This is a genomic window from Herbiconiux sp., from assembly GCF_023264855.1.
Lineage (GTDB): Bacteria > Actinomycetota > Actinomycetes > Actinomycetales > Microbacteriaceae > Herbiconiux.
This window is the reverse complement of record NZ_JAHFUW010000026.1, coordinates 19,594-33,270: the sequence shown is the minus strand read 5'-3', so window position 1 is coordinate 33,270 and position 13,677 is coordinate 19,594. Positions and strand designations below refer to the sequence as shown.

16 protein-coding genes are annotated in these 13,677 nt (G+C 68.3%); 14 read left to right on the top strand and 2 right to left on the bottom strand.

The window, feature by feature from the left end:
• From pgsA to dapF, 9 genes are all read left to right on the top strand, one after another.
• Window positions 1-609 carry a CDP-diacylglycerol--glycerol-3-phosphate 3-phosphatidyltransferase gene (gene pgsA, locus Q0D75_RS11725; protein ID WP_291053542.1) on the top strand — a complete coding sequence of 203 codons (609 nt, stop codon included), beginning with the start codon at window positions 1-3 and terminating at the stop codon, window positions 607-609.
• Complete coding sequence (locus tag Q0D75_RS11720; protein WP_291053539.1) at window positions 606-1,085, top strand: CinA family protein; 480 nt, start codon at window positions 606-608, stop codon at window positions 1,083-1,085. The genes pgsA and Q0D75_RS11720 overlap by 4 nt, the downstream gene beginning before the upstream one ends.
• Before the next feature lie 161 nt (window positions 1,086-1,246).
• The gene (locus Q0D75_RS11715) at window positions 1,247-1,555 is read left to right on the top strand and encodes a helix-turn-helix transcriptional regulator (protein WP_291053536.1); all 309 of its coding nucleotides are present in this window, start codon (window positions 1,247-1,249) and stop codon (window positions 1,553-1,555) included.
• Window positions 1,556-1,783, top strand: coding sequence for a DUF3046 domain-containing protein (locus tag Q0D75_RS11710; RefSeq protein WP_291053534.1), 228 nt, complete (start codon window positions 1,556-1,558; stop codon window positions 1,781-1,783). It begins immediately after the preceding gene.
• Between the two features lie 336 nt (window positions 1,784-2,119).
• A complete protein-coding gene (gene recA / locus Q0D75_RS11705; RefSeq protein WP_291053531.1) occupies window positions 2,120-3,211 on the top strand; it encodes a recombinase RecA in 1,092 nt (363 codons plus the stop codon).
• A gap of 18 nt (window positions 3,212-3,229) precedes the next feature.
• Complete coding sequence (locus tag Q0D75_RS11700; RefSeq protein WP_291053528.1) at window positions 3,230-3,865, top strand: regulatory protein RecX; 636 nt, start codon at window positions 3,230-3,232, stop codon at window positions 3,863-3,865.
• Window positions 3,866-3,896: 31 nt separating this feature from the next.
• Entirely contained in the window at window positions 3,897-5,552 is a 1,656-nt protein-coding gene (gene miaB / locus Q0D75_RS11695; protein WP_291053525.1) for a tRNA (N6-isopentenyl adenosine(37)-C2)-methylthiotransferase MiaB, read from the top strand.
• Between the two features lie 6 nt (window positions 5,553-5,558).
• Entirely contained in the window at window positions 5,559-6,491 is a 933-nt protein-coding gene (miaA, locus tag Q0D75_RS11690; RefSeq protein ID WP_291053522.1) for a tRNA (adenosine(37)-N6)-dimethylallyltransferase MiaA, read from the top strand.
• A 141-nt stretch (window positions 6,492-6,632) separates the two neighbouring features.
• The gene (gene dapF, locus Q0D75_RS11685) at window positions 6,633-7,514 is read left to right on the top strand and encodes a diaminopimelate epimerase (RefSeq protein ID WP_291053519.1); all 882 of its coding nucleotides are present in this window, start codon (window positions 6,633-6,635) and stop codon (window positions 7,512-7,514) included.
• 50 nt (window positions 7,515-7,564) lie between these two features.
• Here the strand turns inward: dapF and Q0D75_RS11680 are convergent, their stop codons facing one another.
• Entirely contained in the window at window positions 7,565-8,170 is a 606-nt protein-coding gene (locus tag Q0D75_RS11680; RefSeq protein WP_291053516.1) for a methyltransferase, read from the bottom strand.
• 40 nt (window positions 8,171-8,210) lie between these two features.
• Here Q0D75_RS11680 and hflX point away from each other — a divergent pair, with 40 nt between their 5' ends.
• Complete coding sequence (hflX, locus tag Q0D75_RS11675) at window positions 8,211-9,803, top strand: GTPase HflX (protein WP_291053603.1); 1,593 nt, start codon at window positions 8,211-8,213, stop codon at window positions 9,801-9,803.
• Here hflX and lexA read toward each other — a convergent pair whose 3' ends face one another.
• Complete coding sequence (lexA, locus tag Q0D75_RS11670; RefSeq protein ID WP_291053514.1) at window positions 9,804-10,481, bottom strand: transcriptional repressor LexA; 678 nt, start codon at window positions 10,479-10,481, stop codon at window positions 9,804-9,806.
• A 268-nt stretch (window positions 10,482-10,749) separates the two neighbouring features.
• Between lexA and Q0D75_RS11665 the strand changes: the two genes are divergently transcribed.
• The 4 genes from Q0D75_RS11665 to hisH all read left to right on the top strand — a co-directional run bounded on the left by Q0D75_RS11665 (window position 10,750) and on the right by hisH (window position 13,658).
• Entirely contained in the window at window positions 10,750-11,154 is a 405-nt protein-coding gene (locus Q0D75_RS11665; protein WP_291053513.1) for a LysM peptidoglycan-binding domain-containing protein, read from the top strand.
• A 123-nt stretch (window positions 11,155-11,277) separates the two neighbouring features.
• On the top strand, window positions 11,278-12,363 hold the full coding sequence (locus Q0D75_RS11660; RefSeq protein WP_291053510.1) for a histidinol-phosphate transaminase: 1,086 nt from the start codon (window positions 11,278-11,280) through the stop codon (window positions 12,361-12,363).
• Window positions 12,364-12,414: 51 nt separating this feature from the next.
• A complete protein-coding gene (gene hisB / locus Q0D75_RS11655; RefSeq protein ID WP_291053508.1) occupies window positions 12,415-13,020 on the top strand; it encodes an imidazoleglycerol-phosphate dehydratase HisB in 606 nt (201 codons plus the stop codon).
• Window positions 13,017-13,658, top strand: a complete 642-nt coding sequence (gene hisH / locus Q0D75_RS11650; RefSeq protein WP_291053505.1) for an imidazole glycerol phosphate synthase subunit HisH — start codon at window positions 13,017-13,019, stop codon at window positions 13,656-13,658. Before hisB ends, hisH begins: the two co-directional genes overlap by 4 nt.
• Window positions 13,659-13,677 lie beyond the last annotated feature (19 nt).

Below are 13,677 nucleotides of genomic sequence, written 5' to 3'. Positions count from 1 at the left end.
GTGACGAGCACCGACCACGGCGATGGCGCGGTGTCCAAGCCGAGCAACTGGAACCTTCCGAACGCGATCACGGTGGTGCGCATCCTGCTCGCCCCGGTGTTCTTCGTCATGCTGCTGGTCGACGGCGGCGACGACGGCTGGCTGCGCTGGGCGGCCGCGATCCTGTTCATCCTGGCCATCGCCACGGACGGGATAGACGGGCACATCGCGCGCAGCCGCAACCTGGTCACCGATCTCGGGAAGCTCCTCGATCCGATCGCCGACAAGGTTCTCACGGGCGCGGCCCTCGTGGGCCTCTCGATCCTCGGCGAGCTGCCCTGGTGGGTCACCGGCCTCATCCTGGTGCGCGAGGTGGGCATCACCGTCTGGCGCTTCGTGCAGCTGAGCGACCGGGTCATCCCGGCTTCTCGCGGCGGCAAGCTGAAAACGCTCGCCCAGTCGATCGCGATCTCCCTCGCGCTGCTGCCCTTCCCCGAGCTGTTCGGTGACTGGGTCAACTGGGTCAACGGCGTGTTCATGGCCATCGCACTCGTGCTCACGGTGGTCACCGGTATCGACTACCTCGTGCAGGCCTGGCGCCTCAACCGCACCTCGGCCGCCCCGAAATGACGACGGATGCCGCGGAGATCATCGCGGCGCTGACCGCGCGGCATTCTTCGATCGCGATCGCGGAGTCGCTGACCGGCGGACTCGTCACCGCCGCCCTGGTCGAGATCCCCGGAGCGTCCGCCGTGCTCCGCGGGGGAGTGGTGGCCTACGACACCGCCGTGAAGCACACCGTGCTGGGCGTGCACGCGGAGGTGCTCGCCGCACACGGGCCGGTGCATCCGGACGTCGCGATGCAGATGGCGGTCGGCGTGCGCTCGGCGCTGGCGGTCGGCGGATACGACGCCGAGATCGGGTTGGCGACCACGGGAGTCGCGGGGCCGGATCCGCAAGACGGGCACCCGCCGGGAACGGCGTTCGTGGGCCTGGCGATCGGCGGAGACGTGCGCAGCCTCGAACTGCACCTCGACGGCGATCGGAACGCCGTTAGGGCCGAGGTGACCCGGCGCGCTCTGGCATTCCTGCGAGAATCCCTTTAGGCCCGGTCGCCGGGAATGGCACGCGTTTCGATCTCGTTACATCTGAAGTCATTCACAAGATATGTCCAGTCCCCGTCCTTTAGAGTTTCTGCTACGAACCACTGGCAACAACGGTTCGAGTGCCACTCGAAAGACCGTGACGGGAACGCAAGGAGGGTCCAATGATTCTAGTTCGTCAGGAAATCGGCGACGTGCTTCGGGACTTCCGCCTGCAGAAGGGGCGCACCCTTCGTCAAGTGGCAAGTAAAGCCAGCGTCGCGCTCGGCTACCTGAGCGAGGTCGAGCGGGGCCAGAAAGAGGCGTCCAGCGAGATCCTCGCCTCGGTCGCAGAAGCGCTCGACACGCCGATCTCGGTCATCATGCGCGAGGTCGGAGACCGGCTCGCGATCGTCGAGGGCATCGACCCGATCCCCGACACCGTCCCGGATGAGTTCGTCGCCGACTTCGACGCCGATCTCGTCGTCCGCTAGTTGAGACTCAGTGAATTCCGTCAGGCCATAACCGATGAGTTCGGTCCGGCCTACGGTCAGGTCGTCACGAACGACCTGGTGCTGGTGGATCTCAGTGATCGCACCCCACAGCAGGCGCTGAAGGCAGGAATCTCCCCGCGAGAGGTGTGGCTCGCGGTCTGCCGGGCGGCGGATGTCCCGCCCGCACGCCGGCACGGCGCAGGCCTCCCGGCCCAGCCCCGCAGCTGAAGACTTCGAAAGCCCCCGACTCCGGTCGGGGGCTTTCGTCATGCCCGGGAACCCCGAGGCGGCGGCCCGGCGGCATTCGAACATCGGATGCGACACGCCGCGATTGAGTCGAACATATCTTCGGCCGCGAGTAGAGTTCTGCACATCGAGAGAATCGTTCCAGTTCTCCACAGATGAGGCTCCGATCGACCCAGTGTCGGTGGCTGTCCTTAGCGTGGTCCTTGTTCGAGACATCTTGTAAACGCCCTGTCGTTGCCGTTCAGAAGATTCGAACGCACACGACAGCCTGTGGGCACACCGACGCCGCCGAAAGGCGCACACCAGAAGGAGCATGACATGCCGTCAGACGCCAGCCGCGAGAAGTCCCTCGAGACCGCCCTCGCGCAGATCGACCGCCAGTTCGGCAAGGGCTCGGTGATGCGCCTCGGAAGCGACGAGCGGGCGCCCGTCGAGGTCGTTCCCACGGGCTCGATCGCCCTGGATGTCGCGCTGGGGATCGGCGGGCTTCCCCGCGGCCGCATCGTGGAGATCTACGGTCCGGAGTCCTCGGGTAAGACCACGCTCACGCTGCACGCCATCGCGAACGCGCAGCGCGCCGGCGGCATCGCCGCCTTCATCGACGCCGAGCACGCGCTCGACCCGGAGTACGCCAAGAAGCTGGGCGTCGACATCGACTCCCTCCTGGTGTCCCAGCCCGACACCGGTGAGCAGGCGCTCGAGATCGCCGACATGCTCGTGCGGTCGGGGTCCATCGATCTGATCGTCATCGACTCGGTCGCCGCGCTCGTGCCCCGCGCCGAGATCGAGGGCGAGATGGGCGACTCGCACGTCGGTCTGCAGGCCCGGCTGATGTCGCAGGCCCTCCGAAAGCTCACCGGTGGCCTCAGCCAGACCAACACCACGATGATCTTCATCAACCAGCTGCGCGAGAAGATCGGTGTCTTCTTCGGCAGCCCCGAGACCACCGCCGGTGGTAAGGCGCTCAAGTTCTACGCCTCGGTGCGGCTCGACATCCGCCGCATCGAGACCTTGAAAGAAGGCACCGAGGCCGTGGGTAACCGCACCCGCGTCAAGGTCGTCAAGAACAAGATGGCGCCGCCCTTCAAGCAGGCCGAGTTCGACATCCTGTACGGCATCGGCATCTCCCGCGAGGGCAGCCTGATCGACTTCGGTGTCGAGCACGAGATCGTGCGCAAGTCGGGTGCCTGGTACACCTATGAGGGCGATCAGCTGGGCCAGGGTAAAGAGAACTCGCGTCGCTTCCTCACCGAGAACCCCGACATCGCGCTCGAGATCGAGAACAAGATCCTGGCCAAGCTCGGTATCGGAGAGGTCGGCGCGGCCGCACTGGCGGCGGCCACCGCAGCCGCGGGTGCGGGCAAAGTCGACTCGATCGAGACCAAGATCGCCGCACGAAAGGGTGCGTAGCCCCGTATGAACGATGTCGTGAGCCTCGATGCCGTGCGGCGGGGGCGTCGTTCCGCGCCCCGCGGCATCGAGGCTCACCCCTCGTCGCGGTTCGCCGCGGGTGCTTCGGACGAGGAGTTCGATGACGACGCCGATCAGGCCGAGGTCGAGCAGATCTCCGACGAGGAGCGCCTCGAGCGTGTCAGCGACACGGTGGTGCGAGCACTCAGTCGCCGGCAGTTGTCGTCCGACGAAACCCACGCGCTTCTGATGGCCCAGGGGGCGTCCGACGCGGAGGCGGTCGTGCTCGTCGCCCGGTACGGAGAACTCGGTTACCTCGACGACCTGGCGATGGCGGAGGCCCTGGTCGAGCGGTTGAGCGAGCGCCAGCACAAGAGCCGTCAGGTCATCTTCCGTGAGCTGGTGTCCCGCAAGCTCCCGGTGTCGATCATCGAAGAAGCGCTCGACCAGCTCGGCGACGACCAGGAGTTCACGCTCGCACTCGACGCCGCGATGAAGAGGGTCGGCCAGCTCTCCTCCTACGACGACACGACGACCGAGCGTCGGCTGATGGCCTTCCTCGCCCGGCGGGGCTTCAACTCGGGTCTGGTGCGCGATGTCACGCAGCGTGCCATGGCCACACGCAAGTCGTCCAAGGGCCCGCGGTTCCGCTGAGAGGTCGGCGGGTTCGTAGACTAGGGGCACCATGAGCACAGTCAGCGAAGCCCCCACGATCATCGAGCCGTCGACCGCATCGCACGACGCCTCGGGTCGGGCGCGCACCTATGAGGTGCGCACCTTCGGGTGTCAGATGAACGTGCACGACTCCGAGCGGCTGAGCGGCTCGCTCGAAGCGGCCGGCTATGTGAAGGCCGAGGGCGTCGAGGCCGACGTCGTCGTCATCAACACCTGCGCGGTGCGCGAGAACGCCGACAACAAGCTCTACGGCAACCTCGGGCACCTCGCCTCGGTGAAGCGCCGGCACGAGGGTATGCAGATCGCCGTCGGCGGCTGCCTCGCCCAGAAAGACAAGAACGTCATCCTCGACAAGGCGCCGTGGGTCGACGTGGTGTTCGGTACGCACAACATGGGTTCGCTGCCGAGCCTGCTCGAGCGGGCGCGGCACAACGACCAGGCGCAGATCGAGATCCTCGAGTCGCTCGAGACCTTCCCCTCCACCCTGCCGACCAAGCGCGATTCGAGCTACAGCGGCTGGGTCTCGATCTCCGTGGGCTGCAACAACACCTGCACGTTCTGCATCGTCCCGTCGCTGCGCGGCAAGGAGAAGGACCGCCGTCCGGGCGAGGTGCTGAGCGAGATCCAGTCGCTCGTCGACGACGGCGCCATCGAGGTCACCCTGCTGGGGCAGAACGTGAACTCCTACGGTGTCGAGTTCGGTGACCGCCTCGCGTTCGGAAAGCTGCTGCGCGCCGCCGGGCAGATCGATGGCCTGGAGCGCATCCGCTTCACCAGCCCGCATCCGGCCGCCTTCGCCGATGACGTGATCGATGCGATGGCCGAGACGCCGGCCGTCATGCCGCAGCTGCACATGCCCCTGCAGTCTGGGTCCGATCGCATCCTGCGCGCCATGAAGCGCTCGTACCGGTCGGCGAAGTTCCTCGGCATCCTCGAGCGGGTGCGCGCGAAGATCCCGAACGCCGCCATCACGACCGACATCATCGTGGGCTTCCCCGGCGAGACCGAAGACGACTTCCTCGAAACGCTCCGGGTGGTCGAGGAGGCGCGCTTCGCCTCGGCGTTCACCTTCCAGTACTCCATCCGTCCGGGCACTCCGGCGGCCACGCTGCCCGATCAGGTTCCGCGCGCGGTCGTGCAGGAGCGTTACGAGCGCCTGGCAGCGCTGCAAGACCGCATCTCCTGGGAGGAGAACCAGAAGCTGATCGGCCGCCGCGTCGAGCTGCTGGTCGCCAACGGCGAGGGCCGCAAAGACACCGCGACACACCGGCTGAGCGGTCGTGCCGAAGACTCCCGCCTTGTGCACTTCGAGCTTCCCGAGGGCACGGAGCGTCCGCGTCCGGGCGATGTCGTCTCGGTCACTATCAGCCAGGCTGCCCCCTTCCATCTGATCGCCGATAGCGATGGTGCACCGCTCGAGGTGCGTCGCACGCGGGCGGGCGACGCCTGGGACCGCGCGCAGGCCGAGTCCTGCGCCGTGCCGTCTCCGGCCGGCGCCGCTGGGGCATCTGCGGTGCCCGGCCGGGTCTCGCTGGGGCTGCCCTCGCTCCGGGTCGGGCCGCCTTCCGGCTACGGTGCGCCGGCGCACTCGGAGACGCAGACGCGCGGCGTCGCGCACGGGCTGACCATGCCGATCTACAGCCCCACAGACGACCTCTGCGGGTAGCGGCCGATGAACGCGCCGCAGATCGTCGTGGTCGTCGGCGCCACCGGAACGGGCAAGTCCGATCTCTCGCTCGACATCGCCGAGCAGCTGGCCCATGAGGGGCGCGCGGCCGAGGTGGTGAACGCCGACGCCATGCAGCTGTACCGGGGTATGGACATCGGAACGGCCAAGCTGGCGCCGGCCGAGCGGCGTGGCATCCCGCATCACCTGCTCGATGTGCTCGAGGTCGCCGACGAGGCCTCGGTGGCCGCCTACCAGCGCGATGCGCGAGCGGCGATCGAGGGCATCCTGCGCCGTGGTGCGGTTCCGATCCTGGTCGGCGGATCGGGACTGTACGTGTCTTCGGTGCTCTTCGACTTCCGCTTCCCCGGCCGCGACGACGCGGTGCGAGCGCGCCTGGAGAGCGAGCTCGCGGAGACCGGCCCGGGGATGCTGCACCGCCGGCTCGCCGCGATCGATCCCGCTTCCGCGGCCTCCATCGGCCCCCACAACGGCCGGCGGATCGTGCGGGCCCTCGAGGTGGTCGAGCTCACCGGGGCGCCGGTCTCGGGCACACTTCCCGACGCACCCGTGTTCTGGAAGCCCGCCGCGATCGTGCACCTCCGCCTCGATCGCGAGCAGCTGGTGCTTCGGCTGGATGCGAGGGTCGAGCGGATGTGGGCGTCGGGCCTGGTCGGCGAAGTCGAATCCCTGCTCGCGCACGGCCTCCGCAACGGAACCACGGCCGTGCGCGCCATCGGCTACGCCCAGGCCCTCGCCCAGCTCGACGGCACCAGCTCGGAGCCCGAGGCGGTCGCCGAGGCCCAGGCCCTCACCCGCCGCTACGCCCGCCGCCAGGTCAGCTGGTTCAAGCGCTACCCCGACGCCCACGACCTCGACGCCGCCACCCCCGAGCCCCTCCACCGCGCCGCAGCAGACCTCGCCCGCTCCCTCTCCTGACCACCGGTCCGAACGGATGGAGTCCGGCCTCCTCAGACGGATCGGATGGAGCCTCAGTCCGCTCCAGGGGTGTGGCTCCATCCATTCGGAAGGCCGACACAGCGCGCCGCAGGCCTCGGTGAGCGCCCCTAGACTTGAGGCATGGCGGCGGATCTGCATTTCACCAAGGGTCAGGGCACGGGCAACGACTTCGTGTTGTTCACCGATCCGGAGGGCGAGATCGCGCTCAGCCCCACCCAGATTGCCGCGATCTGCGACCGTCATTTCGGTGTCGGTGCCGACGGGATCATCCGCGCGGTGCGTTCGGCGAACCTCGACGCGGGTGCCGCGGCTCTCGCCGAAGACCCCGCAGCCGAATGGTTCATGGACTACCACAACGCCGACGGCTCGGTCTCCGAGATGTGCGGTAACGGTATCCGGGTCTATGCCCGCTACCTGATCGAGAACGGTCTCGTCACGCTCGAGACCGGCGAGACTCTGGTCATCGGCACCCGCGCCGGCGTGCGCGACGTGCAGCGGAACAAGCTCGGCTTCCAGGTCGACCTCGGTCGCTGGCGGCTCGACGGCGGCGAGCCGCTGGTGCGCGCCAAGAACCTGCAGGTCGCCCGCCCCGGCCTCGGCATCAACGTGGGCAACCCGCACGTGGTGGTGGCCCTCGCCGACGACGACGAGCTCGACGAGGCCGACCTGAGCTTCATCCCGCACATCGAGCCCCAGCCGGAAGCCGGTGCGAACGTCGAATTCGTGGTGCCGGCCGAGCCACTGGTGCGCGACGGCGTGGGCCACATCCGGATGCGCGTGCACGAGCGCGGGAGCGGCGAGACGCTGTCCTGCGGTACGGGCGCGGTCGCGGCGGCCCTCGCCACCCGCTACTGGGCAGGCGCGGGCGCCCCCAACAACTGGAGCGTCGCCGTGCCGGGAGGCACCGTGGGCGTGCGGATGTTCCCCACCGAAGACGGCGAGCACGTGTCGCTCTCGGGCCCCGCCGACCTCGTGTACGAGGGCGATCTGGCGCTGGCCTGACACGCAGGCCGGCTAAGCCGATCCGATCCGATCCGATCAGGTCGGTCGCCCTAGCGGTTCCGCACCCTCAGGATGCGGAACCCCTTGTTCGTGCTGGCCCGCGTCACCGACAGGGCCGGGAACTCGCCCTCCATCCACCGCTGCAGCGAGTCGGAGCCGAGGTTCTTCTGCACCACGAGCCACGCGTCCGATCCGGGTTCCAGCCGCGGCAGCCAGTGCTGCAGCATCGAATGCAGCACGCCTTTGCCCACCCGGATGGGCGGATTCGACCAGATGGTCGTGAATTCGAGCCCCTCGGGAACATCTTCGGGCCGGCACGCGTTGAAGTTGTCGAGACCCATCATGTGAGCATTCCGCCGAACCAGATCCAGAGCCCGTTCGTTGACATCGACGGCCCACACCGTCGCGCGCGGTGATTCCAGGGCCAGCGTCAACGAGATCGGCCCCCATCCGCAGCCGAGATCAAGCAGATTTCCGCCGGGCGGGGGAGTCGGGACATTTGCGAGCAGCACCTGCGTGCCGGTATCGATCCGCTCGGGGCTGAAGATGCCCGAGGCCGTCACCACGCGGTGCGGCTGACCGGCCAGGGTGACCGTCAGCTCGCGGAGCGAGAGTTCTCCGGCCGGCTGTGCGGAGAAGTAGTGCTCGCCATCCATAGAGGGAATCTAGCAAACAAGGAGGCTAGTCTTGACTGCAATGTCAGACCACACGACCCCTGAGGCCGAGAACGCAACCGAGAACACCAGCGGCACCGAGGCCCGAGCCGAGACCGGTGGCACGAGCGACGACGTCGTCGCCCGTGTGCTCGCCAGCGCCGAGAAGCGCTCGAGCGGCTACTCGCTCTTCGAGCAGGGAGCGGCACAGGCGCTGCAGCGGCCCGAGACCACGGGCCAGGTGCGCGACGGATCCGGCTATGACGGCGATCAATTCGACCGCGAAGACCGCAAGTCGCTTCGGCGCGTGGCCGGGCTCTCGACCGAGCTCGAAGACGTCACCGAGGTGGAGTACCGCCAGCTGCGGCTGGAGAACGTCGTCATCATCGGCGTCTACTCGCAGGGCTCGCTGTCCGATGCCGAGAACTCGCTGCGCGAGCTCGCGGCCCTGGCCGAGACGGCCGGTGCCGCGGTGCTCGACGGATTGCTGCAGCGGCGGCCGACCCCCGACCCCAGCACCTACTTCGGCAAGGGCAAGGCGGAGGAGTTGCGCGCGATCGTGCAGAGTCTCGGTGCCGATACCGTGATCGCCGACACCGAGCTGGCCCCGAGCCAGCGGCGTGCCCTCGAAGACGTGGTGAAGGTGAAGGTGATCGACCGCACGGCCGTCATCCTCGACATCTTCAGCCAGCACGCCAAGAGCCGCGAGGGCAAGGCACAGGTCGAGCTCGCGCAGCTCGAGTACCTGTTGCCGAGGCTTCGCGGCTGGGGTGACTCGATGTCGCGCCAGGCCGGTGGCCAGGTGGGTGGCGCGGGTGCCGGTATGGGATCGCGCGGTCCGGGCGAGACGAAGATCGAGCTCGACCGCCGGCGCATTCACACCCGGATGGCCAAACTTCGCAAGCAGATCAAGGAGATGAAGCCGGCGCGGGATGCCAAGCGGGCCAACCGCAAGCGCAACGCGGTGCCGAGCGTCGCCATCGCGGGGTACACCAACGCGGGCAAGTCCTCGCTGCTGAACCGCATCACGAGCGCGGGCGTGCTGGTCGAGAACTCGCTGTTCGCCACCCTCGACGCCACGGTGCGCAAGAACGCCACCGCCGACGGCCGCCCGTACACGATCGCCGACACCGTCGGCTTCGTGCGGGCGCTGCCGCATCAGCTGGTGGAGGCGTTCCGTTCCACGCTCGAAGAGGTGTCGGACTCGGATGTCGTCGTGCATGTCGTCGACGCCTCGCATCCGGATCCCGCGAGCCAGATCACCACGGTGCGCGATGTGATGGGCGAGGCGGGCGCGCGGGGCATCCCCGAGATCGTGGTGTTCAACAAGAGCGACCTGGTGTCCGACGACGACCGGCTGGTGCTGCGCGGCCTCGAGCCGACCGCGATCTTCGTCTCGGCCCGCTCGGGCGAGGGCATTCCCGAGCTGCTCGCGGCGATCGATGCGATCATCCCGAAGCCGAGCGTCGAGGTCGAGGTGCTCCTGCCCTACGACCGCGGCGACCTGGTGACCCTGCTGCACGAGAAGAACACGGTTCTCGAGACCGAGTACGAAGAGGGCGGCACCTGGGTGCGCGCGCTCGTCAACCCCGAGTTCGAAGAGCGACTGAGCTCGTTCGCCGTCGTCCGCAGCTGATCACACGGCGCGGAGGACTGCGACCACCTTGCCGAGCACGGTGGCGTAGTCGCCGAGGATGGGCTCGAAGTTGCTGTTGCGGGGGAGCAGCCAGGTGTGGCCGTCGCGCTGGCGGAACACCTTGACGGTGGCCTCCTCGTCGAGCATGGCGGCCACGATGTCGCCGTTCTCGGCCGTGTTCTGCTGCCGGATGACCACCCAGTCGCCGTCGCAGATGGCCGCGTCGATCATCGACTCGCCCACCACCTTCAGCATGAAGAGGTCGCCGTTGCCCACGAGCTGGCGGGGGAGCGGGAACACCTCGTCGACCTGCTGCTCGGCGGTGATCGGGATGCCCGCGGCGATGCGGCCGACCAGGGGCACGAGGGTGGCGTCGCCCACCGGCGGGGCGGAGTCGGCGTCGGGCGCTGCGGCGCCCTCCTCGATGCTCGGGATGTCGATCAGCACCTCCATCGCGCGCGGGCGGTTGGGGTCACGGCGCAGGTAGCCGCTCAGCTCGAGCTGGTTGAGCTGGTGGGTCACGCTGGAGAGTGAGGCCAGGCCGACGGCGTCGCCGATCTCGCGCATGCTCGGCGGGTAGCCGCGCGAGGTGACCGAGCGCTGGATGACGTCGAGGATCGCGAGCTGCTTGTCGCTCAGGCTCTTGCGGCGCCTGGTGCGGCCGGAGTCGTTCGCCACGGAGACCTGCTTTCTGCTCGCATCCGTCGCCCCGGAATACTGCGGCCGGACGCCGCTCGGGACCCGATGTCGGTGGTTGGTGATTGAGTTCACCTGTTGATCGAAACTGTATCCGAGAACTGCTCGAATACGCACATGTCTTCGAGTGTGTCGCGCATTTCTCCCACGAATTCGACTTGACGAACCCCTAATTCGAATATATCTTCGGAACATAACTTCGCACCGGCGGTCCCGGCCGACCGTCGGTGCGAACACCTCAGGAGGAATCATGAGCATCGCAGCACAGCACCTCACCGCCCCCGGCTACACCGTCCGTGCCCTCACCGCCCCCACAGAGCGCCTCGCCGCTCCGGTGGCGTCGACCCGCCTGCGCATCACCGCGCGGGGTCGCAAGGTGCTCGCCGCGCTCGTAGCTCTGCCGGTGGTCGCCGTGCTCGCGTCGATCGCGCTGTTCGGGGGCGGCTCGGCCGTCGCCACGGGCGCTGCGGGCTCCGCCGATTTCGACTACCTGACGGTGCAGGCCGGCCAGAGCCTGTGGAGCATCGCCGAGACGCTCGCTCCGCAGGCCGACCCGCGTGACGTGATCGCCGAGATCCGCAGCCTCAACCAGCTCAGCACCTCGTCGGTGCAGCCGGGGCAGCGCATCGCGATCCCGGCCGACATCGCGGAGTAGCCTCTGCTCGTCGCGAGCTCGCCGTTTCACCACTGCGCTGAGCGCCGCCCACCCCACCCGGGTGGGCGGCGCTTTCGCGTTCACGCGAGCTGATGGCGCGAAGAGGGCCGGTAGAATTCTGCGGTGACCTCTCTCGACGACCTGCCCATTCGAGACGACCTTCGCGGTCTCGAGCCCTATGGGGCACCGCACCTGCACCTGCCGGTGGAGCTGAACGTCAACGAGAACACGCATCCGATTCCCGAAGACGTGGCGCGCGACATCATCGAGTCGGTCGCCCGCGAGCTCCTCTCCATCAATCGCTACCCCGATCGCGAGTTCACCGCGCTGCGCGACTCGCTCGCCGCCTACCTCGGCGAGGGCCTCACCCGCGAGAACATCTGGGCGGCGAACGGTTCCAACGAGGTGCTGCAGCACATCCTGCAGGCCTTCGGTGGTCCGGGGCGCTCGGTGCTCGGCTTCCCTCCCACGTACTCGATGCACTCGATCATCGCGGCCTCCACCGGAACCGAGTGGATCGCGGGGGAGCGCGATGCCGACTACCTCATCTCGCCCGAGACGGCGGTCGCCTGGATCGAGCGCACGAACCCCGACATCGTGTTCTTCTGCGCTCCGAACAACCCCACCGGCACGGCCCTCGGGCTCGACACCGTCCGCGCGGCCTACGACGCCTTCGACGGAATCGTGGTGGTCGACGAGGCCTATGCCGAGTTCATGCCCGACGGCGAGCCCAGTGCGCTCACTCTGCTCGAGGGCCGGCCGCGCCTTCTCGTCTCCCGCACGATGAGCAAGGCTTTCGCGTTCGCCGGCGCACGGCTGGGCTACCTGGCCGCCGATCCGGCGGTGACGGATGCGCTGCGGCTCGTACGCCTTCCGTACCACCTCTCCGCGCTCACCCAGGCCGCGGCGGTCGCCGCTCTGGCGCACGCGCCGGAGATGCTGGCGATGGTGGACGACATCAAGGAGCAGCGCGACCGCATCGTCAGCACGCTCACCGACCTCGGCTACACGCCGTGGCCGAGCGCGGCGAACTTCGTGCTCTTCGGCGGTGTCGAGAACCCGGAGCAGCTCTGGCAGCAGTTGCTCGACCGGGGCATCATCATCCGCAACCTCAGCATCCCGAACCACCTGCGGGTGAGTGCCGGCACCCGTGCCGAGACCACCGCGTTCCTCGACGCGATGCGCGAACTCACGCCTGCCCGCTCCTGAGCGCACGGCCGCACCCCGGTCGCCACACCATCCCTCGATAGGATTGCCGTCATGACCGCACCCCGCACCGCCCGCCTCGAGCGCTCGACGAGCGAGTCGACGATCGAGCTGAGTCTCGACCTCGACGGCACCGGCGTCTCCGACATCCAGACGAGCGTGCCGTTCTACGACCACCTGCTCACCGCGTTCGCGAAGCACTCGCTGACCGACCTCACGGTGCGCGCCAAGGGCGACATCGAGATCGACGTGCACCACACGGTCGAAGACATCGGGATCGTGCTCGGCCAGGCGATCAAGCAGGCGCTCGGCGACAAGTCGGGCATCTCGCGCTTCGGCGACGCCCTGGTGCCGCTCGACGAGGCGCTGGTGCAGGCCGTCGTCGACATCTCGGGCCGCCCGTACCTCGTGCACTCCGGTGAGCCCGCGGGCTACGAGTTCCACCTCATCGGCGGCCACTTCACGGGCTCGATGGTGCGTCACGTCTTCGAGGCGATCACCTTCAACGCCGGTCTGACCGTGCACGTCACCGTGCTCGGCGGCCGCGATCCGCACCACATCGCGGAGGCCGAGTTCAAGGCCTTCGCGCGAGCGTTCCGTCAGGCGAAGGCGCTCGACCCTCTGGTGAGCGGCGTGCCCTCCACCAAGGGTGCACTGTGACGTCGGACCGGCCCACCGTGGTCGTTCTGGACTACGGAAGCGGCAACATCCACTCGGCAGCGAAAGCCCTGGAGCGCGCCGGTGCCGAGGTCGAGATCACCGCGAAGCGCCAGGCGGTTCTGGATGCGGACGGGCTCTTCGTGCCCGGCGTGGGCGCATTCGACGCGGTCATGAACCAGCTGAACGCGGTGCGCGGCGGCGAGCTCATCGGCCGTCGCCTGGCCGGCGGGCGCCCCGTGCTCGGCGTCTGCGTGGGCATGCAGGTGCTCTTCACCGACGGGATCGAGCGCGGCGTCGACACCGAAGGGCTGGGCGAATGGCCCGGAACCGTCGAGCTGCTCAAGGCCGATGTGGTGCCCCACATGGGCTGGAACACGGTCCAGACTCCCTCTGACACGGTACTGTTCGACGGCATCGAGGATGAGCGCTTCTACTTCGTGCACTCCTACGCGGCGCAGAACTGGGAGCTCACCGAAGAGGTGACGCACCGCCCACCGAAGGTGACCTGGGCCGAACACGGCTCGCGATTCGTCGCGGCGGTCGAGAACGGCCCGCTGTCGGCCACGCAGTTCCACCCGGAGAAGTCGGGGGACGCCGGCATCCGGCTGCTGGAGAACTGGATCGGTACCCTGCGCTGAGCGCGGGAGACGACCGCGG